This is a genomic window from Stenotrophomonas lacuserhaii (assembly GCF_014836545.1).
Lineage (GTDB): Bacteria > Pseudomonadota > Gammaproteobacteria > Xanthomonadales > Xanthomonadaceae > Stenotrophomonas > Stenotrophomonas lacuserhaii.
On record NZ_JACSQS010000018.1, the window covers coordinates 61,436 to 81,699 of the forward strand.

The 20,264-nt window shown below is 62.5% G+C and carries 31 protein-coding genes; all 31 read left to right on the forward strand.

Annotated elements, in window-relative coordinates:
• Positions 1–132 precede the first annotated feature (132 nt).
• Complete coding sequence (gene fusA / locus H9654_RS14945; RefSeq protein ID WP_191771603.1) at positions 133–2,274, forward strand: elongation factor G; 2,142 nt, start codon at positions 133–135, stop codon at positions 2,272–2,274.
• 50 nt (positions 2,275–2,324) lie between these two features.
• Entirely contained in the window at positions 2,325–3,515 is a 1,191-nt protein-coding gene (gene tuf, locus H9654_RS14950) for an elongation factor Tu (RefSeq protein ID WP_101098575.1), read from the forward strand.
• A 331-nt stretch (positions 3,516–3,846) separates the two neighbouring features.
• A complete protein-coding gene (gene rpsJ, locus H9654_RS14955; RefSeq protein WP_010341589.1) occupies positions 3,847–4,158 on the forward strand; it encodes a 30S ribosomal protein S10 in 312 nt (103 codons plus the stop codon).
• Between the two features lie 11 nt (positions 4,159–4,169).
• Positions 4,170–4,820, forward strand: coding sequence for a 50S ribosomal protein L3 (rplC, locus tag H9654_RS14960; protein WP_042614230.1), 651 nt, complete (start codon positions 4,170–4,172; stop codon positions 4,818–4,820).
• A gap of 12 nt (positions 4,821–4,832) precedes the next feature.
• On the forward strand, positions 4,833–5,438 hold the full coding sequence (rplD, locus tag H9654_RS14965) for a 50S ribosomal protein L4 (RefSeq protein ID WP_042614229.1): 606 nt from the start codon (positions 4,833–4,835) through the stop codon (positions 5,436–5,438).
• Positions 5,435–5,734 carry a 50S ribosomal protein L23 gene (rplW, locus tag H9654_RS14970; protein WP_042614228.1) on the forward strand — a complete coding sequence of 100 codons (300 nt, stop codon included), beginning with the start codon at positions 5,435–5,437 and terminating at the stop codon, positions 5,732–5,734. The genes rplD and rplW overlap by 4 nt, the downstream gene beginning before the upstream one ends.
• Positions 5,735–5,744: 10 nt before the next feature.
• Positions 5,745–6,572: a 50S ribosomal protein L2 gene (gene rplB, locus H9654_RS14975; RefSeq protein ID WP_042614227.1), complete on the forward strand. Its 828-nt coding sequence runs from the start codon at positions 5,745–5,747 to the stop codon at positions 6,570–6,572.
• A gap of 6 nt (positions 6,573–6,578) precedes the next feature.
• The gene (gene rpsS, locus H9654_RS14980) at positions 6,579–6,848 is read left to right on the forward strand and encodes a 30S ribosomal protein S19 (protein ID WP_042614226.1); all 270 of its coding nucleotides are present in this window, start codon (positions 6,579–6,581) and stop codon (positions 6,846–6,848) included.
• Between the two features lie 12 nt (positions 6,849–6,860).
• On the forward strand, positions 6,861–7,196 hold the full coding sequence (gene rplV, locus H9654_RS14985) for a 50S ribosomal protein L22 (protein WP_017355410.1): 336 nt from the start codon (positions 6,861–6,863) through the stop codon (positions 7,194–7,196).
• A 17-nt stretch (positions 7,197–7,213) separates the two neighbouring features.
• Positions 7,214–7,945 carry a 30S ribosomal protein S3 gene (rpsC, locus tag H9654_RS14990; protein WP_042614225.1) on the forward strand — a complete coding sequence of 244 codons (732 nt, stop codon included), beginning with the start codon at positions 7,214–7,216 and terminating at the stop codon, positions 7,943–7,945.
• A 5-nt stretch (positions 7,946–7,950) separates the two neighbouring features.
• Positions 7,951–8,364, forward strand: a complete 414-nt coding sequence (rplP, locus tag H9654_RS14995) for a 50S ribosomal protein L16 (protein WP_042614224.1) — start codon at positions 7,951–7,953, stop codon at positions 8,362–8,364.
• A complete protein-coding gene (gene rpmC, locus H9654_RS15000; protein ID WP_101098576.1) occupies positions 8,364–8,549 on the forward strand; it encodes a 50S ribosomal protein L29 in 186 nt (61 codons plus the stop codon). Before rplP ends, rpmC begins: the two co-directional genes overlap by 1 nt.
• Positions 8,550–8,560: 11 nt before the next feature.
• Positions 8,561–8,830, forward strand: coding sequence for a 30S ribosomal protein S17 (rpsQ, locus tag H9654_RS15005; protein WP_042614222.1), 270 nt, complete (start codon positions 8,561–8,563; stop codon positions 8,828–8,830).
• A 13-nt stretch (positions 8,831–8,843) separates the two neighbouring features.
• Positions 8,844–9,212, forward strand: a complete 369-nt coding sequence (rplN, locus tag H9654_RS15010; RefSeq protein ID WP_042614221.1) for a 50S ribosomal protein L14 — start codon at positions 8,844–8,846, stop codon at positions 9,210–9,212.
• 16 nt (positions 9,213–9,228) lie between these two features.
• The gene (gene rplX / locus H9654_RS15015) at positions 9,229–9,546 is read left to right on the forward strand and encodes a 50S ribosomal protein L24 (protein WP_042614220.1); all 318 of its coding nucleotides are present in this window, start codon (positions 9,229–9,231) and stop codon (positions 9,544–9,546) included.
• 10 nt (positions 9,547–9,556) lie between these two features.
• Complete coding sequence (gene rplE, locus H9654_RS15020) at positions 9,557–10,099, forward strand: 50S ribosomal protein L5 (RefSeq protein ID WP_042614219.1); 543 nt, start codon at positions 9,557–9,559, stop codon at positions 10,097–10,099.
• Positions 10,100–10,119: 20 nt separating this feature from the next.
• Entirely contained in the window at positions 10,120–10,425 is a 306-nt protein-coding gene (gene rpsN / locus H9654_RS15025) for a 30S ribosomal protein S14 (protein ID WP_042614218.1), read from the forward strand.
• Between the two features lie 225 nt (positions 10,426–10,650).
• Positions 10,651–11,049, forward strand: a complete 399-nt coding sequence (gene rpsH, locus H9654_RS15030; protein ID WP_004145387.1) for a 30S ribosomal protein S8 — start codon at positions 10,651–10,653, stop codon at positions 11,047–11,049.
• A gap of 17 nt (positions 11,050–11,066) precedes the next feature.
• Positions 11,067–11,591: a 50S ribosomal protein L6 gene (gene rplF / locus H9654_RS15035; protein ID WP_191771605.1), complete on the forward strand. Its 525-nt coding sequence runs from the start codon at positions 11,067–11,069 to the stop codon at positions 11,589–11,591.
• An 80-nt stretch (positions 11,592–11,671) separates the two neighbouring features.
• Positions 11,672–12,031, forward strand: coding sequence for a 50S ribosomal protein L18 (rplR, locus tag H9654_RS15040; RefSeq protein ID WP_182657547.1), 360 nt, complete (start codon positions 11,672–11,674; stop codon positions 12,029–12,031).
• A gap of 160 nt (positions 12,032–12,191) precedes the next feature.
• Entirely contained in the window at positions 12,192–12,734 is a 543-nt protein-coding gene (gene rpsE, locus H9654_RS15045; protein ID WP_042614215.1) for a 30S ribosomal protein S5, read from the forward strand.
• Positions 12,727–12,918, forward strand: a complete 192-nt coding sequence (gene rpmD, locus H9654_RS15050; RefSeq protein ID WP_042614214.1) for a 50S ribosomal protein L30 — start codon at positions 12,727–12,729, stop codon at positions 12,916–12,918. The genes rpsE and rpmD overlap by 8 nt, the downstream gene beginning before the upstream one ends.
• A gap of 4 nt (positions 12,919–12,922) precedes the next feature.
• Positions 12,923–13,366, forward strand: a complete 444-nt coding sequence (rplO, locus tag H9654_RS15055; protein ID WP_042614213.1) for a 50S ribosomal protein L15 — start codon at positions 12,923–12,925, stop codon at positions 13,364–13,366.
• Positions 13,367–13,373: 7 nt separating this feature from the next.
• Positions 13,374–14,741 (forward strand): preprotein translocase subunit SecY, encoded by a 1,368-nt coding sequence (secY, locus tag H9654_RS15060; RefSeq protein WP_042614212.1) that lies wholly within the window; start codon positions 13,374–13,376, stop codon positions 14,739–14,741.
• Positions 14,742–15,102: 361 nt separating this feature from the next.
• A complete protein-coding gene (rpsM, locus tag H9654_RS15065) occupies positions 15,103–15,459 on the forward strand; it encodes a 30S ribosomal protein S13 (protein ID WP_042614233.1) in 357 nt (118 codons plus the stop codon).
• A gap of 11 nt (positions 15,460–15,470) precedes the next feature.
• On the forward strand, positions 15,471–15,860 hold the full coding sequence (rpsK, locus tag H9654_RS15070) for a 30S ribosomal protein S11 (protein ID WP_042614211.1): 390 nt from the start codon (positions 15,471–15,473) through the stop codon (positions 15,858–15,860).
• Positions 15,861–15,874: 14 nt separating this feature from the next.
• Positions 15,875–16,504 carry a 30S ribosomal protein S4 gene (gene rpsD, locus H9654_RS15075; protein WP_042614210.1) on the forward strand — a complete coding sequence of 210 codons (630 nt, stop codon included), beginning with the start codon at positions 15,875–15,877 and terminating at the stop codon, positions 16,502–16,504.
• A gap of 55 nt (positions 16,505–16,559) precedes the next feature.
• On the forward strand, positions 16,560–17,558 hold the full coding sequence (locus H9654_RS15080; protein ID WP_042614209.1) for a DNA-directed RNA polymerase subunit alpha: 999 nt from the start codon (positions 16,560–16,562) through the stop codon (positions 17,556–17,558).
• Positions 17,559–17,744: 186 nt separating this feature from the next.
• Positions 17,745–18,131 carry a 50S ribosomal protein L17 gene (gene rplQ / locus H9654_RS15085; RefSeq protein ID WP_042614208.1) on the forward strand — a complete coding sequence of 129 codons (387 nt, stop codon included), beginning with the start codon at positions 17,745–17,747 and terminating at the stop codon, positions 18,129–18,131.
• A gap of 153 nt (positions 18,132–18,284) precedes the next feature.
• A complete protein-coding gene (locus tag H9654_RS15090) occupies positions 18,285–18,788 on the forward strand; it encodes a disulfide bond formation protein B (protein ID WP_042614207.1) in 504 nt (167 codons plus the stop codon).
• Positions 18,789–18,854: 66 nt separating this feature from the next.
• Positions 18,855–20,213, forward strand: coding sequence for a class II 3-deoxy-7-phosphoheptulonate synthase (locus H9654_RS15095; RefSeq protein ID WP_182657517.1), 1,359 nt, complete (start codon positions 18,855–18,857; stop codon positions 20,211–20,213).
• Positions 20,214–20,264 lie beyond the last annotated feature (51 nt).

The window sequence follows — 20,264 nt, forward strand, 5'->3', positions numbered from 1 at the left end:
ACGGCCTTGCAAAACAGGCAGGGCAGCACCATCTGAGTGCTGCCCCGCGACCCCGGAAGGGTCGCGCCAATCCGAAGGCCGCCGAAAGGCGGCGTTCGGCCATCCGAAATCCAAGAAATCGAGAGGCTCCCCGTGGCCCGCACCACTCCCATCGAGCGTTACCGCAATTTCGGCATCATGGCCCACATCGATGCCGGCAAGACCACCACGTCCGAGCGCATCCTGTTCTACACCGGCAAGAGCCACAAGATCGGTGAAGTGCACGACGGCGCTGCCACCATGGACTGGATGGAGCAGGAGCAGGAGCGTGGCATCACGATCCAGTCCGCTGCCACCACCGCGTTCTGGAAGGGCATGGACAAGTCCCTGCCGGAGCACCGTTTCAACATCATCGACACCCCCGGGCACGTCGACTTCACCATCGAAGTGGAGCGCTCGCTGCGCGTGCTCGACGGTGCGGTGTTCGTGCTGTGCGCCGTCGGTGGCGTCCAGCCGCAGTCCGAAACCGTGTGGCGCCAGGCCAACCGGTACAAGGTGCCGCGCATTGCCTTCGTCAACAAGATGGACCGTACCGGTGCCAACTTCACCAAGGTCGTTGGCCAGCTGAAGGCCAAGCTCGGTGCCGTCGCCGTGCCGATGCAGCTGCCGATCGGCGCTGAAGAAAACTTCAAGGGCGTGGTCGACCTCATCAAGATGAAGGCCATCCATTGGGATGAAGCTTCCCAGGGCATGAAGTTCGATTACCTGGACATCCCGGCCGACATGCTGGCGGAGGCCGAAGAGGCCCGCACCTACATGATCGAAGCCGCGGCTGAAGCCAGCGAAGAGATGATGGAAAAGTACCTGGGCGGCGAAGAGCTGACCGAGGCCGAGATCGTCGAGGCCCTGCGCGTGCGCACGCTGGCTACCGACATCGTGCCGATGTACTGCGGTTCGGCGTTCAAGAACAAGGGCGTGCAGGCCATGCTCGATGGCGTGGTGCAGCTGCTGCCGTCGCCGATCGACGTGCCGGACGTGACCGGTACCGACGTGGACGACGAAACCGTCGCCCTGAGCCGCAAGTCCGATGACAAGGCACCGTTCTCGGCGCTGGCCTTCAAGATCATCACCGACCCGTTCGTCGGCGCGCTGACCTTCTTCCGTGTCTACTCGGGCACGCTGAACGCCGGCGACCAGCTGCTGAACTCGGTCAAGGGCAAGAAGGAGCGCATCGGTCGCATCCTGCAGATGCACTCCAACGATCGCGAAGAGATCAAGGAAGTGCTGGCCGGTGACATCGCCGCGGCCGTGGGTCTGAAGGACACCACCACCGGTGACACGCTGTGCTCGCAGGAGCACCCGATCATCCTGGAGCGCATGGTGTTCCCGGAGCCGGTCATCTCGATGGCCGTCGAACCGAAGACCAAGTCCGACCAGGAAAAGATGGGTCTGGCCCTCGGCCGCCTGGCCCAGGAAGATCCGTCGTTCCGCGTCAAGACCGACCAGGAATCCGGCCAGACGATCATCTCGGGCATGGGTGAGCTGCACCTGGACATCATCGTCGACCGCATGAAGCGCGAGTTCAACGTTGAAGCCAACGTCGGCAAGCCGCAGGTGGCTTACCGCGAAACCATCCAGATGTCGGATGTGAAGTCGGACTACAAGCACGCCAAGCAGTCCGGTGGTAAGGGTCAGTACGGTCACGTCGTGATCGAGCTGTCGCCGATCACCGCTGAAGACCGTGCCGATCCGAAGATCGGTCCGATGATCAAGGACGACTTCCTGTTCATCAACGACATCACCGGTGGCGTGATTCCGAAGGAATTCATTCCGTCGATCGAAAAGGGCCTGCGCGAAACCATCACCAGCGGTCCGCTGGCTGGCTTCCCGGTCGTGGACGTCAAGGTCAAGCTGGTGTTCGGCTCGTACCACGACGTCGACTCCTCGGAAATGGCGTTCAAGCTGGCCTCTTCGATGGCCTTCAAGCAGGGCTTCTCCAAGGCCAAGCCGGTCCTGCTGGAGCCGATCATGAAGGTCGAGATCGTGACCCCGAGCGACTATCAGGGTGACGTGATGGGCGACGTCAGCCGTCGTCGCGGCATGCTGCAGGGTTCGAGCGTGACCGGTGACGGTTCGGCGGAAATCATCAACGCGATGATCCCGCTGGGTGAAATGTTCGGCTACGCGACCTCGCTGCGTTCGCAGACCCAGGGCCGTGCCACGTTCACGATGGAATTCGACCACTACGAGCCGGCGCCGAGCAACATCGCCGACGAAGTCATGAAGAAGGCCTGAGCGTAGCTCAGGTCCTCCACACCACTTTAGAAACTAAAAGGTAGATAGAAATGGCAAAGGGTAAGTTCGAGCGCACCAAGCCGCACGTCAACGTCGGCACCATCGGTCACGTCGATCACGGCAAGACCACGCTGACCGCCGCACTGACCAAGATCGGTGCCGAGCGCTTCGGTGGCGAGTTCAAGGATTACTCCGCGATCGACGCCGCGCCGGAAGAAAAGGCACGTGGCATCACGATCTCGACCGCACACGTCGAATACGAATCCACCGTTCGTCATTACGCCCACGTCGATTGCCCGGGCCATGCCGACTACGTCAAGAACATGATCACCGGTGCTGCGCAGATGGACGGCGCGATCCTGGTCTGCTCCGCTGCTGACGGCCCGATGCCGCAGACCCGCGAGCACATCCTGCTGTCGCGTCAGGTCGGCGTGCCGTACATCGTCGTGTTCCTGAACAAGGCCGACATGGTCGACGACGCCGAGCTGCTCGAGCTGGTCGAAATGGAAGTGCGCGAGCTGCTGAGCAAGTACGACTTCCCGGGCGACGACACCCCGATCATCGCGGGCTCGGCCCGTCTGGCGCTGGAAGGCGACCAGAGCGACATCGGCGTGCCGGCCGTCATCAAGCTGGTCGAAGCGCTGGACAGCTGGATTCCGCTGCCGGAGCGTGACGTCGACAAGCCGTTCCTGATGCCGGTGGAAGACGTGTTCTCGATCTCCGGCCGCGGCACCGTGGTGACCGGTCGTATCGAGCGCGGCGTGATCAAGGTCGGCGAAGAAATCGAAATCGTCGGTATCCGTGACACCGTCAAGACCACCGTCACCGGCGTGGAAATGTTCCGCAAGCTGCTCGACCAGGGTCAGGCAGGCGACAACGCCGGTCTGCTGCTGCGCGGCACCAAGCGTGACGACGTGCAGCGCGGTCAGGTCCTGTGCAAGCCGGGTTCGATCAAGCCGCACACCGAGTTCGAAGGCGAAGTGTACGTGCTGTCGAAGGATGAGGGCGGCCGTCACACCCCGTTCTTCAACGGCTACCGTCCGCAGTTCTACTTCCGCACCACCGACATCACCGGCGCTGCCAAGCTGCCGGAAGGTGTTGAAATGGTGATGCCGGGCGACAACGTGAAGATGGTTGTCACCCTGATCAACCCGGTCGCCATGGACGAAGGCCTGCGCTTCGCCATCCGCGAAGGCGGTCGTACCGTCGGCGCCGGCGTGGTCTCCAAGATCATCAAGTAATCTGTTAGACTCTGCACCCCGATGTTGCCTGGGTAGGGCATCGGGGTGCTTTTAAAAGGGAAAAGAAACACAGGATGTGTTTCGTGTTCCCCGGACCAGGATCGGTCGCGCCATTCAGGCTTTGTCAACACACTGTGTTGACAGGCTTTTTGTATGTGCGCTATGCTTCTACGTCTGGGCAGGCCGGGAAACCGACCTGCCTACGTTTTTGAGGTTAAGGGATTGACCTTGTCGGCCTGCAGGAGTGCGGGCCGTCTGTATTCAGGATATTCATGGGACATGGCAACCCAGAGGCCTTGTCCGTCGCTCTTTTAACGAAGGAACCCCCGTCATGGCGGACCAAAAGATCCGTATCCGGCTGAAGGCGTTCGATCATCGCTTGATCGACCGTTCGGCCAGCGAGATCGTAGAAACGGCAAAGCGGACCGGCGCGCAAGTGCGTGGCCCGATCCCGCTGCCGACCAAGATCGAACGCTACACCATCCTCGTCTCCCCGCACGTCGACAAAGACGCGCGTGACCAGTACGAGACCCGCACGCACAAGCGCGTGCTCGATATCGTTGATCCGAACGACAAGACCGTGGACGCGCTGATGAAGCTCGAACTGGCTGCCGGCGTCGACGTTCAGATCAAGCTGACCTGAGGACTACGACCATGACGAAGAAATATTCGTTGGGCTTCGTGGGCCGCAAGGCTGGCATGAGCCGCGTTTTCACTGAAGATGGCCAGTCCATCCCGGTGACCCTGATCGAAGCTTCCCCGAACCGCATCGCGCAGATCAAGACCGTCGAAACCGACGGCTACAGCGCCGTGCAGGTGACCGTCGGCGCACGTCGTGCTGCCCTGGTCAACAAGCCGGAAGCCGGCCACTTCGCCAAGGCGAAGGTCGAAGCCGGTCGTGGCCTGTGGGAATTCCGCGTTGAAGACGCGCAGCTCGGCGATTTCGCCGTTGGCGGCGAAGTCAAGGCGGACATCTTCGAAGTCGGCCAGATCGTCGACGTCCAGGGTGTCACCAAGGGCAAGGGCTTCCAGGGCACCATCAAGCGCTACAACTTCCGCATGGGTGACGCTACCCACGGCAACTCGCTGTCGCATCGCGCGCCGGGTTCGCTGGGTCAGCGCCAGACGCCCGGCCGCGTGTTCCCGGGCAAGAAGATGTCCGGTCACATGGGTTCGGTGCAGCAGAGCACCCAGAACCTGGAAGTTGTCAAGGTCGACGTCGAGCGCGGTCTGATCGCAGTTCGCGGCGCCGTTCCGGGCGCGGCGGGTGGCGACGTGATCGTCCGTCCGGCGAGCAAGGCATAAGGAGAGATGACGATGGAACTCGTTATCACGGGTAGCAACAACAAGGTCTCGGTCTCCGAAGCCGTGTTCGGTCGCGATTTCAGCGAAGATCTGGTTCACCAGGTCGTCGTCGCCTATCGCAACGCCGGTCGCGCTGGTACCAAGGCTCAGAAGACTCGTTCTGAAGTGGCTGGCACCACCAAGAAGTCGAAGAAGCAGAAGGGCGGCGGTGCGCGTCATGGCGCGTTGACGGCTCCGATCTTCGTCGGCGGTGGCGTCACCTTCGCGGCCAAGCCGCGCAGCTTCGAGCAGAAGGTCAACCGTAAGCAGTACCGTGCCGCCATGTGCGCGATCCTGTCCGAGCTGAACCGTCAGGGCCGTTTGACGATCGTGGAGGCCTTCGATGTCGAAGCGACCAACACCAAGTCGTTGATCGCCAAGCTGGCCGGCCTGGAAGTGGGCAAGCGCCCGCTGATCGTCACTGAAGATGCATCCGAGCACCTGTACCTGTCGGCCCGCAACATTCCCTACGTGGAAGTGCGTGACGTGCAGGGCCTGGACCCGGTGTCGCTGGTCGGTGCCGATACGGTCATCATTACCGCTGACGCGGTCAAGAAGGTCGAGGAGTGGCTGGCATGAGCAGCAACGAGAAAATCTTCAGCGTGCTGCGCGCTCCGCGAGTCTCTGAAAAGACCGCGCGCCTGCAGGAACTTTCCAACCAGTATGTCTTCGAGATTTCGAACGAAGCCACCAAGGCCGATGTAAAGGCCGCGGTAGAGCAGCTGTTCGACGTCAAGGTCGAGGCCGTCAACGTGCTGAACGTCAAGGGCAAGAACAAGTCCTTCCGTAACCGCGCTGGCCGCCGTGGCGATTGGCGCAAGGCGTACGTGCGCCTGGCCGATGGCCAGTCCATCGATGTAACGGCCAAGGCCTGAGGTCCATCCCATGCCATTGATGAAATTCAAGCCCACTTCCCCCGGCCGCCGTTCGGCCGTGCGCGTGGTTACGCCCGATCTGCACAAGGGCGCACCGCACGCAGCGTTGCTGGAGCCGCAGAGCAAGTCCGGTGGTCGTAACCACCACGGTCGCATCACCACGCGTCACGTTGGTGGTGGTCACAAGCAGCATTACCGCGTCATCGATTTCAAGCGCAACAAGGAAGGCATTCCGGCGCGCGTGGAACGGATTGAATACGATCCGAACCGCACCGCCCATATCGCCCTGCTGTGCTACGTCGACGGTGAGCGTCGCTACATCATCGCACCGAAGGGCCTGAAGGCCGGTGACCAGGTGATCGCGGGCTCCGATGCGCCGATCAAGGCAGGCAACACGCTGCCGCTGCGCAACATCCCGGTCGGTACCACCATCCACGGCATCGAACTGAAGCCGGGCAAGGGTGCACAGATCGCTCGTGCCGCCGGCGCCGCCGTGCAGCTCGTTGCTCGTGAAGGCATCTACGCCACCCTGCGCCTGCGCTCGGGTGAAATGCGCAAGGTGCCGGTCGAGTGCCGCGCCACCATCGGTGAAGTCGGTAACGACGAGCACAACCTGGAAAAGCTGGGCAAGGCTGGCGCCAAGCGCTGGCGCGGTGTCCGCCCGACCGTTCGTGGTGCTGCCATGAACCCGGTTGACCATCCGCACGGCGGTGGTGAGGCGAAGGCCGGCCAGGGTAATCCGCATCCGGTCACCCCGTGGGGTGTCCCGACCAAGGGTTACAAGACGCGCCACAACAAGCGCACTCAGCAGTTCATCGTCCGCGATCGTAGGGGCTAATCGACCATGGCACGTTCACTCAAGAAAGGCCCGTTTGTCGATCACCACCTGGTTGCTAAGGTGGCTGCCGCTGCGGGTAGCAAGCGTCCGATCAAGACCTGGTCGCGTCGTTCGATGATCCTGCCTGACATGGTAGGCGTCACCATTGCCGTGCATAACGGCAAGAACCACATCCCGGTTCTCATCAACGAGAACATGGTCGGCCACAAGCTCGGCGAATTTGCCATCACCCGGACCTTCAAGGGTCACGGTGGTGACAAGAAGTCCGGCAAGTAAGGAGAGATGACAATGGAAGCGAAAGCCATTTTGCGCTCCGCACGCATCTCTGCGCAGAAAGCACGCCTGGTCGCTGACCAGGTGCGCGGCCTGCCTGCCGAGCGTGCGGTCAACCTGCTGAAGTTCTCGGACAAGAAGGCTGCCCACCTGATCAAGAAGGTGGTGGAGTCGGCTATTGCAAATGCCGAGAACAACCAGGGCGCTGACGTCGACGAGCTGAAGGTCCAGACCATCATGGTAGATGAAGGTCCGACCCTGAAGCGTTTCATGGCGCGGGCGAAAGGCCGCGGTACCCGCATCCTCAAGCGCACCAGCCACATCACTGTGGTTGTGGGCGCCGGCAAGTAAGCGGAAAGGAAAAGACCATGGGTCATAAAGTTCATCCGATTGGTATCCGCCTCGGTATTTCCAAGGATTGGAACTCCAAGTGGTACGCCAACAAGGCCGAGTTCGCTGGTTACCTGGCGGCCGACCTGAAGGTGCGGGAAATGCTGCGCAAGAAGCTTGCGCAGGCCGGCATCAGCAAGATCCTGATCGAGCGTCCGGCAAAGACCGCTCGCGTGACGATCCACACCGCCCGTCCGGGCGTGGTGATCGGCAAGCGCGGTGAGGACATCGAGAAGCTGCGCAAGGAAGTGAGCGAAATGATGGGCGTCCCGGCGCACATCAACGTCACCGAAGTGCGCAAGCCCGAGCTGGACGCCCAGCTGGTTGCCGAGTCCATCGCGCAGCAGCTTGAGCGTCGCATCATGTTCCGCCGTGCAATGAAGCGCTCGGTCGGCAACGCGATGCGCCTCGGTGCCCTGGGCATCAAGGTCAACGTCGGTGGCCGCTTGAACGGTGCTGAAATCGCCCGTTCGGAGTGGTACCGCGAAGGCCGCGTGCCGCTGCACACGCTGCGTGCCGACATCGACTATGGCTTCGCTGAAGCCAAGACGACCTACGGCATCATCGGCATCAAGGTCTGGATCTACAAGGGCGAGGTCTTTGATTTCTCCCAGGTTGGCCAGGAAAAGCAGGACGATTCCCCGCGCAACGATCGTAACGATCGCGGCGACCGCGGTGACCGTCAGCGCCCGGCTCGTGAAGCGAGGTAACGACAATGTTGCAACCCAAGCGAACCAAATACCGCAAGGTACATAAGGGTCGTAACGACGGCCTGAGCTGGAGCGCCAACGCTGTCAGCTTCGGCGAGTACGGCCTGAAGGCAACCGCCCACGGTCAGCTGACCGCGCGTCAGATCGAAGCGGCCCGCCGCTCGATCAGCCGCTACGTCAAGCGCGGTGGCAAGATGTGGATCCGTGTGTTCCCCGACAAGCCCATCACCAAGAAGCCCATCGAAGTTCGAATGGGTTCGGGTAAGGGCAACGTGGAATACTGGGTGGCCCAGATCCAGCCCGGCCGCATGATCTATGAAATCGAGGGTGTAACCGAAGACGTGGCACGCGAGGCGTTCCGCCTGGCCGCCGCCAAGCTTTCGGTCACCACCACTTTCGTAACCCGGACGGTGCGCTGATGGACCTCAAACAACTCCGTGAAAAGTCGGCTGACGAACTGAAGGCCCACCTGATCGACCTGCGTAAGGAACAGTTCTCTGTCCGTATGCAGCAGGTCACCGGCCAGCTGCCGAAGACTCACGATATCCGCCGGGTCCGGCGCGAGATTGCTCGCACCAAGACCCTGCTCGGCAGCACCAAGTAAGGATGGCCGCTATGAGCGACAATACTGAAAACAAAGCGCTGCGCACGGTCGAAGGCCGTGTCGTCAGCAACAAGATGGACAAGACGGTCACCATCCTGGTGGAACGCCAGGTCAAGCACCCGCTGTACGGCAAGTACATCAAGCGCTCGACCAAGCTGCACGCCCACGATGCCGACAACGCCTGCAACGAAGGCGATGTCGTCCGCGTGACCGAGATTGCTCCGATGTCCAAGACCAAGAACTGGCGCGTGGTGGAAGTCATCACGCGTGCGGCTGAATAAGGAGATCTGACTCATGATCCAGATGCAGAGCTACCTTGACGCCGCGGACAACTCCGGTGCCAAGGAACTGATGTGCATCAAGGTGCTTGGCGGTTCCAAGCGCCGTTATGCCCACATCGGTGACATCATCAAGGTCACCGTGAAGGATGCGATTCCGCGCGGCAAGGTCAAGAAGGGCGAAGTCTACGACGCCGTTGTTGTCCGTACCCGCAAGGGTGTTCGTCGTCCGGACGGTTCGCTGATCCGCTTCGACGGCAACGCAGCTGTCCTGCTGAACAACAAGCAGGAGCCGATCGGCACCCGTATCTTCGGACCGGTGACGCGTGAACTTCGTTCCGAGAAGTTCATGAAGATCGTCTCGCTCGCTCCCGAAGTGCTGTGAGCGACAGGAGATAATCATGGCTAACCGTATCAAGAAGGGCGACCAGGTTGTCGTCACCGCTGGCAAGGACAAGGGCAAGCAGGGCGAAATCGTCCGCGTCGACGGCGACCGTGTGGTCGTCGCCAACGTGAACATCGTCAAGCGCCACACCAAGCCGAATCCGCAGGCAGGCGTTGCCGGCGGCGTGGTCGAGCGTGAAGCGTCGATCCATATCTCCAACGTAAGCGTCGTCAACCCGGCAACGGGCAAGGGCGAGCGCGTTGGCTTCAAGGTGCTGGAGGATGGACGCAAACTGCGTGTGTTCCGCTCCAGCGGTGAGGCGCTCGACGCCTGAGGATGCGCTGATGAATACCCGTCTCGAAAAGTTTTACAAGGAAGAAGTAGTCCCGGCGCTGATGAAGCAGTTCGGCTACAAGAATCCGATGGAAGTGCCGAAGCTGGTCAAAGTCACCCTGAACATGGGTGTCGGTGAAGCAGCGACCAACAAGAAGATCCTGGAAAACGCCGTCGGCGACATGACCAAGATTTCCGGCCAGAAGCCGGTTGTCACCAAGTCGCGTGTGTCGGTTGCGTCGTTCAAGATCCGCGATGGTTGGCCGATCGGCTGCAAGACCACGCTGCGCCGTGAAAAGATGTACGAGTTCATGGACCGCCTGATCAACATCTCGCTGCCGCGCGTGCGCGACTTCCGTGGTGTTTCCGGTCGTTCCTTTGACGGTCGCGGCAACTTCAACATGGGTGTGAAGGAACAGATCATCTTCCCGGAAATCGACTTCGACGCTGTCGACGCGATCCGCGGCATGGATATCGCCATCACCACCACGGCGAAGACCGATGCGGAAGCGAAGGCGCTGCTGGCAGCGTTCAAGTTCCCGTTCCGTAACTGATACGTCGAGGAATAACCGAAATGGCAAAGACCTCCATGGTCAACCGCGACATCAAGCGGAAGAAGCTGGCTGAGAAGTTCGCTGACAAGCGCGCTGCCCTGAAGAAGATCGTGTCCTCCCCGGACGCGTCTTACGAAGAGAAGATCGAAGCCTCCACCAAGTTGTCGAAGCTGCCGCGCGATTCGTCGCCGAGCCGCCACCGCAACCGTTGCGAACTGTCTGGCCGCCCGCGTGGCGTGTACAGCAAGTTCGGCCTGGGCCGCAACAAGCTCCGCGAAGCCACCATGCGTGGTGACGTCCCGGGCCTGCGCAAGGCCAGCTGGTAACAGCTGACCGCCTTGCCTGAACAGGGCAGGGCGGATCCAGGGGAGGCAAGTTCAGCTGCCCTCCAGAAAAAACCAGGGAGCCCGACGCAAGTCGGGCTCTTTTGGCGTATACTCCCGCGTCTCGCTCTGCGCCTGTCGTGGGGGAGTAACAGGGTTCTGGCCCATTCCAGGAACAAAAAACAGAATTCGCGAAAGCGGATATCGGTGCACTCAAAGGTACTCATAATGAGCATGACTGATCCCATCGCCGACCTGCTGGTCCGCATCAAGAATGCGGCAGCGGTTGGCAAGCAGACGGTGAAAGCCCCGTCGTCCAAGATCAAGGTTGCGATCGCCCAGGTCCTGAAGGACGAGGGTTACATCACCGACCTGCGCGTTACCGCGCTCGAGAACAACAAGTCCGAGCTGGAAATCGTGCTGAAGTATTTCGAAGGCAAGCCGGTCATCGCGACCCTGAAGCGCTTCTCGCGTTCGGGCCTGCGCCAGTACCGTGGCAAGAGCGAACTGCCGAAGGTCATGAACGGCCTGGGCATCTCCATCATTTCCACCTCCAAGGGCATCATGACTGATGCGCAGGCGCGCCAGTTGGGCGTCGGCGGCGAAGTCCTGTGCTTCGTGGCCTAAGGCGAAAGGAGTAAGACATGTCCCGTGTAGCCAAGAAGCCGATCGACCTGGGTAAGGTCGAACTGAACGTCCAGAACGACAACGTCACCGCCAAGGGCCCGAAGGGCACCCTGTCGCTGGCCAAGCCGGCTGGTATCGCAATCAATGTCGAGAACGGCGTTGCCACCCTGAGCACCGAAGACGCAGCCCTCGTGCCGCTGACCGGTACCGTCCGCGCGATCCTGGCCAACATGGTCAAGGGCGTCACCGAAGGCTTCGAGCGCAAGCTGGAGCTGGTCGGCGTCGGTTACCGTGCGTCGATGCAGGGCAAGGACCTGAGCCTGGCGCTCGGTTTCTCGCACCCGGTGCTGTACGTGGCGCCGGAAGGCATCACCATCACCACCCCGACCCAGACCGAGATCCTGGTCCAGGGCGCGGACAAGCAGGTCGTCGGTGAAGTCGCCGCCAAGATCCGTGCGTTCCGCAAGCCGGAACCGTACAAGGGCAAGGGCGTGAAGTACTCCGACGAAGTCATCATTCGCAAGGAAGCCAAGAAGGCGTAAGCGCGAGTCCCTCGCAAGAGCCCGCACCTCCGTGTGCGGACTCCTCGGGGAGAAGCCTGACCTTCAGCTTTCCAGGACAAATAATCATGAACAAGAACATCGCCCGTCTGCGTCGTGCCAAGTCGACCCGCGCCCACATCCGTGTGCTCGGCGTCGCCCGTCTGTCGGTGCTGCGCACCGGTCAGCACCTGTACGCGCAGGTCTTCACTGCCGACGGCTCGAAGGTGCTGGCTGCCGCCAACACCACCCAGGCCGACGTCAAGGATGGCCTGAAGAGCGGCAAGAACGCCGAAGCCGCCGCCAAGGTGGGTCGCATCGTTGCCGAGCGCGCCAAGGCCGCTGGCATCGAGAAGGTTGCCTTCGATCGTTCGGGTTACCGTTACCACGGCCGCATCAAGGCCCTGGCTGACGCTGCCCGCGAAGCCGGCCTGCAGTTCTAAGGGATAAGGAAAGGAGCCTCCGGGCTCCTTTCCGCCTGCTCGCCGGCCAGAGGGTGGCCGGACGCTGTCGTTCTTCTGCAACGACATGACGGAACAACGCACCACTTCACAACCATAAGCGGCCCTGAGCCGTACATACCCAATCAACCAAGGAATAGAAATGGCAGAAGAACGTCAGCAGCGGGGTCGCGATCGCGACCGTAACCGCGAAGAGAAAGTCGACGACGGCATGATCGAGAAGCTGGTCGCGGTCAACCGCGTCAGCAAGACCGTCAAGGGCGGTCGCCAGTTCACCTTCACCGCACTGACCGTGGTCGGCGATGGCGAAGGCAAGGTCGGTTTCGGTTATGGCAAGGCGCGCGAAGTGCCGGTCGCCATCCAGAAGTCGATGGAACAGGCTCGCAAGAACCAGGTCACCGTCGATCTGAACAACGGCACCCTGTGGCACACGGTCAAGGACGGTCACGGCGCAGCCCGTGTGTTCATGCAGCCGGCCTCGGAAGGTACCGGCGTGATCGCCGGCGGCGCCATGCGTGCCGTCCTGGAAGCAGTCGGCGTGAAGAACGTGCTGGCCAAGGCCACCGGTTCGCGCAACCCGATCAACCTGGTGCGTGCCACCGTGAAGGGCCTGGCTGCCACGCAGTCGCCGGCCCGCATCGCGGCCAAGCGCGGCAAGAAGGTAGAGGATCTGAACCATGGCTAATGAAACCGGCAAGACCGTCAAGGTGCGCCTGGTGCGCGGCCTTCGTGGTTCCCAGTCGCTGCACCGCCTGTCGGTCCGCGCCCTGGGCCTGAGCAAGCTCAACGATGTGCGTGAACTGAAGGACAGCCCGCAGGTTCGCGGCCTGATCAACAAGGTTCACTACCTCGTCAAGGTTGAGGAATAATCCAATGACCATGCATCTGAATGACCTGAGCCCGGCACCGGGCGCCCGTACCGCACGCACCCGCGTCGGTCGTGGCATCGGCTCCGGCCTGGGCAAGACCTGCGGCCGCGGCCACAAGGGTTCGTTCGCCCGCAAGGGTGGCGGCAAGATCAAGGCCGGCTTCGAAGGCGGCCAGACCCCCATGCAGCGTCGTCTGCCGAAGATCGGCTTCAATTCGCCGATCGCCAAGGACACCGCTGAAGTGCTGCTGTACCAGCTGGACAAGCTGCCGGCCGGCGAAATCACCTTCGCCATCCTGCGTGAAGCCAAGCTGGTCCCGAGCATTGCCAAGCGGGCCAAGATCGTCGTCAAGGGCGAACTGACCAAGGCGTACACCCTGAAGGGCATCGTTGCCACGGCTGGTGCCAAGGCTGCGATCGAAGCTGCCGGCGGCAGCGTAACGGAGTAATAGCATCATGGCGCAAGCTGGCATCGGTAACCTCGCGGGTGGAATGGGCAAGTTCACTGAACTTCGCCAACGTCTGCTGTTCGTGGTCGGGGCTTTGATCGTCTATCGGATCGGCTGTTATGTGCCGGTCCCGGGCGTCAACCCCGATGCCATGCTTGCCATGATGGAACAGCAGGGCGGCGGCATCGTGGACATGTTCAACATGTTCTCGGGCGGCGCCCTGCACCGTTTTTCGATCTTCGCGCTGAACGTCATGCCGTACATTTCGGCATCGATCGTGATGCAGCTGGCGGTCCACATCTTCCCGGCGCTGAAGGCGCTGCAGAAGGAAGGTGAATCCGGACGCCGCAAGATCACCCAGTATTCCCGCATCGGCGCCGTGTTGCTGGCGGTGGTGCAGGGCGGCAGCATCGCCCTGGCTCTGCAGAACCAGGTCTCGCCCGGTGGCGCGGCCGTGGTGTATGCGCCGGGCATGGGCTTCGTGCTCACGGCCATCATCGCGCTGACCGCCGGTACGATCTTCCTGATGTGGGTCGGCGAGCAGGTCACCGAGCGCGGTATCGGCAACGGTGTGTCGCTGATCATCTTCGCCGGCATCGTCGCCGGTCTGCCGGGCGCGATCATCCACACCTTCGACGCCTACCGTGACGGCAACATCCAGTTCATCCAGCTGCTGCTGATCGCGCTGGTGGTGCTGGCCTTCACCTTCTTCGTGGTGTTCGTCGAACGCGGCCAGCGCCGCATCACGGTGAACTACGCACGTCGCCAGGGTGGCCGCAACGCGTACATGAACCAGACCTCGTTCCTGCCGCTGAAGCTCAACATGGCCGGCGTGATCCCCGCGATCTTCGCCTCCAGCCTGCTGGCCTTCCCGGCGACGCTGGCGATGTGGTCCGGCCAGGCCGCCAACCAGAGCACCACCGGCCAGTGGCTGCAGAAGATCGCCAATGCCCTGGGCCCGGGCGAGCCGCTGCACATGATCGTGTTCGCTGGCCTGATCACCGGTTTCGCGTTCTTCTATACCGCGCTGGTGTTCAACTCGCAGGAAACCGCCGATAACCTGAAGAAGTCGGGCGCGCTGATCCCGGGCATCCGTCCGGGCAAGGCCACCGCTGATTACATCGACGGCGTGCTGACCCGCCTGACCGCAGCCGGTTCGGCCTACCTGGTGATCGTCTGCCTGCTGCCGGAACTGATGCGCACGCAGCTGAATGCTTCGTTCTACTTCGGCGGCACCTCGCTGCTTATCGTGGTGGTGGTGGTGATGGACTTCATCGCCCAGGTGCAGGCGCACCTGATGTCGCACCAGTACGAGAGCCTGCTGAAGAAGGCAAACCTGAAGGGCGGCAACCGCGGCGGTTTTGCGCGCGGCTGATCTCCCTGTTACACTATCGTCTTCCTGATGTGATGGTCCTCCGCTTCGCGGACCCGGCTATCCAAAGAAGGGCGGCCCCCGCAGCGGTTCCGGGTGGGGGTGAGATCTGGTGGTCCTGCGCAGGAGTAGCGCGGGCGGCCACGGCAGCAATCCCCCGGGATTGCCGTCGCGACCAACCTGATCCGGCGCCGGAGCCTGGGCACACTCCCCGGGCCAAGGTTCATGAAGCCTTCGTGGTTTCACGGACTTTCCAGTAAACCGGAACCTGTTCGTTTGTTGGTTAACATTTTTGATCCATCCTGCCGGATTTGCGCGCCTTCATGGTGCGCTGTCGGCCATCACTCAGCTGGAGAACCGCGTCATGGCGCGTATTGCAGGCGTCAACCTGCCAGCCCAGAAGCATGTCTGGGTCGGGTTGCAAAGCATTTACGGCATCGGCCGTACCCGTTCGAAGAAGGTCTGCGAAGTCGCAGGCGTTGCTTCGACCACCAAGATCCGCGATCTGTCGGAGCCGGAAATCGAGCGTCTGCGTTCGGAAGTCGGCAAGTACATCGTTGAAGGTGATCTGCGCCGTGAAATCGGCATCGCGATCAAGCGCCTGATGGACCTGGGCTGCTACCGCGGTCTGCGTCATCGTCGCGGTCTCCCGCTGCGTGGCCAGCGTACCCGTACCAACGCCCGCACCCGCAAGGGTCCGCGCAAGGCGATCAGGAAGTAAGGGACACATAAATGGCTAAGCCCGCTGCTAAGACCAAGAAGAAGATCAAGCGCGTCATCACTGATGGCGTTGCCCACGTCCACGCTTCTTTCAACAACACCATCGTGACCATCACCGACCGCCAGGGTAATGCCCTGTCGTGGGCGACCTCCGGTGGCGCCGGCTTCCGCGGTTCGCGCAAGTCGACCCCGTTCGCTGCCCAGGTTGCCGCCGAAAAGGCCGGCCGTGCTGCGCTCGACTACGGCGTGAAGTCGCTGGAAGTCCGCATCAAGGGCCCGGGTCCGGGTCGCGAGTCCGCCGTTCGTTCGCTGAACAACGTCGGTTACAAGATCACCAACATCATCGACGTGACGCCAATCCCGCACAACGGGTGCCGTCCGCCGAAGAAGCGTCGCGTCTAAGGGAGCGATAAGAAATGGCTCGTTATATCGGTCCTACCTGTAAGCTCGCCCGCCGCGAAGGCGCCGACCTTTCCCTCAAGAGCCCGGCGCGTGCGCTGGACTCCAAGTGCAAGCTGGAGCAGAAGCCCGGCCAGCACGGCGCCACTGCCCGCAAGGGCAAGCTGTCCGACTACGCCACCCAGCTGCGTGAAAAGCAGAAGGTCAAGCGTATCTACGGCCTGCTGGAGCGTCAGTTCCGCAACTACTACAAGAAGGCCTCGACCAAGAAGGGCAACACCGGCGAGAACCTGCTGCAGCTGCTGGAAACCCGTCTGGACAACGTCGTCTATCGCATGGGCTTCGCTGTGACCCGTCCGGCTGCGCGTCAGCTGGTCTCGCACCGCGGCGTCACCGTCAACGGCAAGTCGGTCAACCTGGCTTCGTACCAGATCAAGGCCGGCGACGCGGTTGCACTGTCCGAAAAGGCTGCCAAGCAGCTGCGCGTTCAGGAAGCCCTGACCGTTTCGGCCACGCACGACATGCGTCCGTCGTGGATTGAAGTGGATTCCGGCAAGTTCGCCGGCGTCTTCAAGGCGGTTCCGGATCGTTCGGACCTGCCTGCAGACATCAATGAAGCGCTGATCGTCGAGCTGTATTCGAAGTAATTCACATTGGAGAGCCCCCGGCGACGGCCGGGGGTTCACTAGGAGAACCCGCAACATGACGGTTACCGCCAACCAGGTTCTGCGTCCTCGTGGCCCGCAGATCGAACGCCTTACCGACACACGCGCCAAGGTCGTTATCGAACCCTTGGAGCGTGGTTATGGGCACACGCTGGGCAATGCCCTGCGTCGCGTCCTGCTGTCGTCCATCCCGGGCTTCGCGATCACGGAAGTCGAAATCGACGGCGTGTTGCATGAGTACACCACGGTCGAAGGTCTGCAGGAGGACGTGCTTGAAGTCCTGCTCAACCTGAAGGACGTGGCCATCCGTATGCATACCGGCGACAGCGCCACCCTGTCCCTGTCCAAGCAGGGTCCGGGCGTGGTTACCGCTGCCGACATCAAGGTCGATCACAACGTGGAGGTCCTCAACGGCGACCACGTGATCTGCAACCTGACCAAGGATACGGCAGTCAACATGCGTCTGAAGATCGAACGTGGTTTCGGCTACCAGCCGGCTGCCGCGCGTCGTCGTCCGGACGAAGAAACCCGTGCCATCGGCCGCCTGGTCCTGGATGCCTCGTTCTCGCCGGTCCGCCGTGTCGCCTATGCCGTGGAAGCGGCACGTGTCGAACAGCGTACCGACCTGGACAAGCTGGTCATCGATATCGAGACCAACGGCACCATCGACGCCGAAGAAGCCGTGCGCACCGCCGCCGACATCCTCAGCGACCAGCTGTCGGTGTTCGGTGACTTCACCCACCGCGACCGCGGTGCAGCCAAGCCGGCCAACAACGGCGTGGATCCGGTGCTGCTGCGCCCGATCGACGACCTGGAGCTGACCGTGCGTTCGGCCAACTGCCTGAAGGCGGAAAGCATCTATTACATCGGCGATCTGATCCAGAAGACCGAAGTGGAGCTGCTGAAGACCCCGAACCTGGGCAAGAAGTCGCTCACCGAAATCAAGGAAGTGCTGGCCCAGCGTGGCCTGTCACTCGGCATGAAGCTGGAGAACTGGCCGCCGGCCGGTGTCGCCAGCCACGGCATGCTGGGCTGATACCTGCTTCTGCAGTACCGCGAAAGGCTCCACCGGCGACGGTGGGGCCTTCGCACAAACCGACGGACGAAACGTCCGCGGACAGGCCGACCAGGACGGGCGGCCAGGACCATCCGCAGTCCGAATTCAGCGCCATGACGGCGACAACGATCCCCAAAGCCTCAATCTTGCAAAGGAATCACCACCATGCGTCACCAGAAATCCGGCCGTAAGTTCAGCCGCACCAGCGCCCACCGCGAAGCGATGTTCAAGAACATGGCTGCCTCGCTGTTCAAGCACGAGCTGATCAAGACCACCCTGCCGAAGGCCAAGGAACTGCGCCGCGTCGCCGAGCCGCTGATCACCCTGGCCAAGGTCGACTCCGTCGCCAACCGTCGTCTGGCCTTCGCCCGCCTGCGTGACAACGAAGCCGTCGGCAACCTGTTCACCATCCTCGGCCCGCGTTACGCGTCGCGTCCGGGTGGCTACCTGCGTCTGCTGAAGTGCGGTTTCCGCGCCGGCGACAATGCGCCGATGGCCTACGTCGAGCTGGTCGACCGTCCGGCTGCCGTTGCCGAGGAAGTGGCCGAGTAATCGGACCGTTTTCCTGATTCACCGTCAGAAGCCCGGCCTCGCGCCGGGCTTTTGCGTTGGCAGGCGGCGATATTCCGACCGGCGCAGCGCGCGGCGGTTCGAACGGCGGCGCCGGTCGGTTACCCTTGGCACCTGCCTGGCTAGAGTCGCCCTATGAATCCGTTCCGTTGGCCGTTCCGCGCCCAGTTCCTGCTGGGTTTCCTGATCTGTGCGGGTCTGCTCGGCTACGCCATCTTCCTGCAGTTGCAGATGGGACTGGAGCCGTGCCCGTTGTGCATTTTCCAGCGCATCGCCTTCGCCGCGCTGGGCCTGCTGTTCCTGATCGGTGCGTTGCACGGGCCGTCCAACCGCCCCGGCCGGGTCACCTATGGGGTACTGGCCTTCATTGCGGCCGGCGTGGGGATCGGCATCGCGGCACGCCACGTGTACGTGCAGATGATCCCGCCGGAGTTCGGCGCCACCTGCGGCCCGCCGCTGGCCTTCCTCAGCGAAACCATGGGGCCCTTCGAAGTGTTCCGCACGGTGCTTACCGGCACCGGCAACTGCGGCAACATCGACTGGACCTTCCTGGGCCTGACGATGCCGATGTGGTCGCTGGCGTGGTTCGCTCTGCTGGCGGCCTGGGCGTTGCTGGTATCGTTTCGCCGCACGCGCTGATCGTGTCTGCTGTAGTTGTTCCGCCGAGCATGGCTCGGCGCTACCCTGAACGTTCTGGAGTTCGCCATGTCGTCCGTTGATTCCCTGCCCACCGTCGACTGGTCACCGGACAGCTGGCGCGGCAAGACCGCGCTGCAGATGCCCACCTACCCGGATCCGGTGGCGCTGGATGCCGCACTGCATGAGCTGAAGCGGCTGCCGCCGCTGGTGACCTCGTGGGAGATCGTCGCACTGAAGCAGCAGCTGGCCGACGCCCAGGAAGGGCGCCGTTTCCTGCTGCAGGGCGGTGACTGCGCGGAGAACTTCAGCGACTGCGAGTCGGGCATGATCTCCAACCGGCTGAAGGTGCTGCTGCAGATGAGCCTGGTGCTGGTGCACGGCCTGCGCAAGCCGGTGATCCGGGTCGGGCGCTTCGCCGGCCAGTACGCCAAGCCGCGTTCTGCCGATACCGAAACGCGCGACGGGGTGACCTTGCCGAGCTACCGCGGCGATGTGATCAACGCGCCAGCCTTCACCGAAGCGGCACGCCTGCCTGATCCGAAGCGGATGCTGCAGGCGCATGCCCATTCGGCGATGACGATGAACTTCGTGCGCGCGCTCATCGACGGCGGCTTCGCCGACCTGCACCATCCGGAATACTGGAACCTGGAGTGGGTGCGGCATTCGCCGTTGGCCGTGGAGTACCAGAAGATGGTGACCTCGATCGAAGACTCGATCGGCTTCATGGAAACCATTTCCGGCTCGCGCGTGCACAACCTCAAGCGCGTCGACTTCTACACCTCGCATGAAGCGCTGCTGCTGCCCTACGAGCAGGGCCTGACCCGCCAGGTGCCGCGCCAGCAGGGCTGGCTGAACCTGAGCACGCACTACCCGTGGATCGGCATGCGCACAGCGGCGCTGGATGGCGCCCACGTGGAATACCTGCGTGGCGTGCGCAACCCGATCGCGATCAAGGTCGGGCCGTCGGTGCAGCCGGACCAGTTGCTGCGCCTGATCGACGTGCTGAACCCGGACGACGAGCCGGGCCGCCTGAGCTTCATCCACCGCATGGGCGCGGCGCAGATCGCCGATAAGCTTCCACCGCTGCTGGATGCGGTGAAGCGCGACGGGCGTCGCGTGCTGTGGGTCTGCGATGCGATGCATGGCAACACCGAAAGCACCGGCAACGGCTACAAGACGCGTCGCTTCGACAACATCCGCGGTGAGGTGGAGCTGTCCTTCGACCTGCATGCCGCAGCGGGCACGCGACTGGGTGGCGTGCACCTGGAGATGACCGGTGAGGATGTCACCGAGTGCACCGGCGGCGCACGCGAGCTCACCGAGCGCGACCTGGAACGAGCGTATCGATCCAGCGTGGATCCGCGACTGAACTACGAGCAGTCGCTGGAAATCGCGATGGCGATCGTGCGCAAGCAGGCAGGCTGACTGGGGTCAGAGTCAGGGGGGGGGGGGGGGGGGGGGGGGGGGGGGGGGGGG

Bases quoted from the DNA above. Each gene is read 5' to 3' on its own strand.
- tuf (WP_101098575.1), top strand. From the start codon at position 2,325: ATGGCAAAGGGTAAGTTCGAGCGCACCAAGCCGCACGTCAACGTCGGC.
- rpsJ (WP_010341589.1), top strand. From the start codon at position 3,847: ATGGCGGACCAAAAGATCCGTATCCGGCTGAAGGCGTTCGATCATCGC.
- rplC (WP_042614230.1), top strand. From the start codon at position 4,170: ATGACGAAGAAATATTCGTTGGGCTTCGTGGGCCGCAAGGCTGGCATG.
- rplD (WP_042614229.1), top strand. From the start codon at position 4,833: ATGGAACTCGTTATCACGGGTAGCAACAACAAGGTCTCGGTCTCCGAA.
- rplW (WP_042614228.1), top strand. From the start codon at position 5,435: ATGAGCAGCAACGAGAAAATCTTCAGCGTGCTGCGCGCTCCGCGAGTC.
- rplB (WP_042614227.1), top strand. From the start codon at position 5,745: ATGCCATTGATGAAATTCAAGCCCACTTCCCCCGGCCGCCGTTCGGCC.
- rpsS (WP_042614226.1), top strand. From the start codon at position 6,579: ATGGCACGTTCACTCAAGAAAGGCCCGTTTGTCGATCACCACCTGGTT.
- rplV (WP_017355410.1), top strand. From the start codon at position 6,861: ATGGAAGCGAAAGCCATTTTGCGCTCCGCACGCATCTCTGCGCAGAAA.
- rpsC (WP_042614225.1), top strand. From the start codon at position 7,214: ATGGGTCATAAAGTTCATCCGATTGGTATCCGCCTCGGTATTTCCAAG.
- rplP (WP_042614224.1), top strand. From the start codon at position 7,951: ATGTTGCAACCCAAGCGAACCAAATACCGCAAGGTACATAAGGGTCGT.
- rpmC (WP_101098576.1), top strand. From the start codon at position 8,364: ATGGACCTCAAACAACTCCGTGAAAAGTCGGCTGACGAACTGAAGGCC.
- rpsQ (WP_042614222.1), top strand. From the start codon at position 8,561: ATGAGCGACAATACTGAAAACAAAGCGCTGCGCACGGTCGAAGGCCGT.
- rplN (WP_042614221.1), top strand. From the start codon at position 8,844: ATGATCCAGATGCAGAGCTACCTTGACGCCGCGGACAACTCCGGTGCC.
- rplX (WP_042614220.1), top strand. From the start codon at position 9,229: ATGGCTAACCGTATCAAGAAGGGCGACCAGGTTGTCGTCACCGCTGGC.
- rplE (WP_042614219.1), top strand. From the start codon at position 9,557: ATGAATACCCGTCTCGAAAAGTTTTACAAGGAAGAAGTAGTCCCGGCG.
- rpsN (WP_042614218.1), top strand. From the start codon at position 10,120: ATGGCAAAGACCTCCATGGTCAACCGCGACATCAAGCGGAAGAAGCTG.
- rpsH (WP_004145387.1), top strand. From the start codon at position 10,651: ATGAGCATGACTGATCCCATCGCCGACCTGCTGGTCCGCATCAAGAAT.
- rplF (WP_191771605.1), top strand. From the start codon at position 11,067: ATGTCCCGTGTAGCCAAGAAGCCGATCGACCTGGGTAAGGTCGAACTG.
- rpsE (WP_042614215.1), top strand. From the start codon at position 12,192: ATGGCAGAAGAACGTCAGCAGCGGGGTCGCGATCGCGACCGTAACCGC.
- rpmD (WP_042614214.1), top strand. From the start codon at position 12,727: ATGGCTAATGAAACCGGCAAGACCGTCAAGGTGCGCCTGGTGCGCGGC.
- rplO (WP_042614213.1), top strand. From the start codon at position 12,923: ATGACCATGCATCTGAATGACCTGAGCCCGGCACCGGGCGCCCGTACC.
- secY (WP_042614212.1), top strand. From the start codon at position 13,374: ATGGCGCAAGCTGGCATCGGTAACCTCGCGGGTGGAATGGGCAAGTTC.
- rpsM (WP_042614233.1), top strand. From the start codon at position 15,103: ATGGCGCGTATTGCAGGCGTCAACCTGCCAGCCCAGAAGCATGTCTGG.
- rpsK (WP_042614211.1), top strand. From the start codon at position 15,471: ATGGCTAAGCCCGCTGCTAAGACCAAGAAGAAGATCAAGCGCGTCATC.
- rpsD (WP_042614210.1), top strand. From the start codon at position 15,875: ATGGCTCGTTATATCGGTCCTACCTGTAAGCTCGCCCGCCGCGAAGGC.
- H9654_RS15080 (WP_042614209.1), top strand. From the start codon at position 16,560: ATGACGGTTACCGCCAACCAGGTTCTGCGTCCTCGTGGCCCGCAGATC.
- rplQ (WP_042614208.1), top strand. From the start codon at position 17,745: ATGCGTCACCAGAAATCCGGCCGTAAGTTCAGCCGCACCAGCGCCCAC.
- H9654_RS15090 (WP_042614207.1), top strand. From the start codon at position 18,285: ATGAATCCGTTCCGTTGGCCGTTCCGCGCCCAGTTCCTGCTGGGTTTC.
- H9654_RS15095 (WP_182657517.1), top strand. From the start codon at position 18,855: ATGTCGTCCGTTGATTCCCTGCCCACCGTCGACTGGTCACCGGACAGC.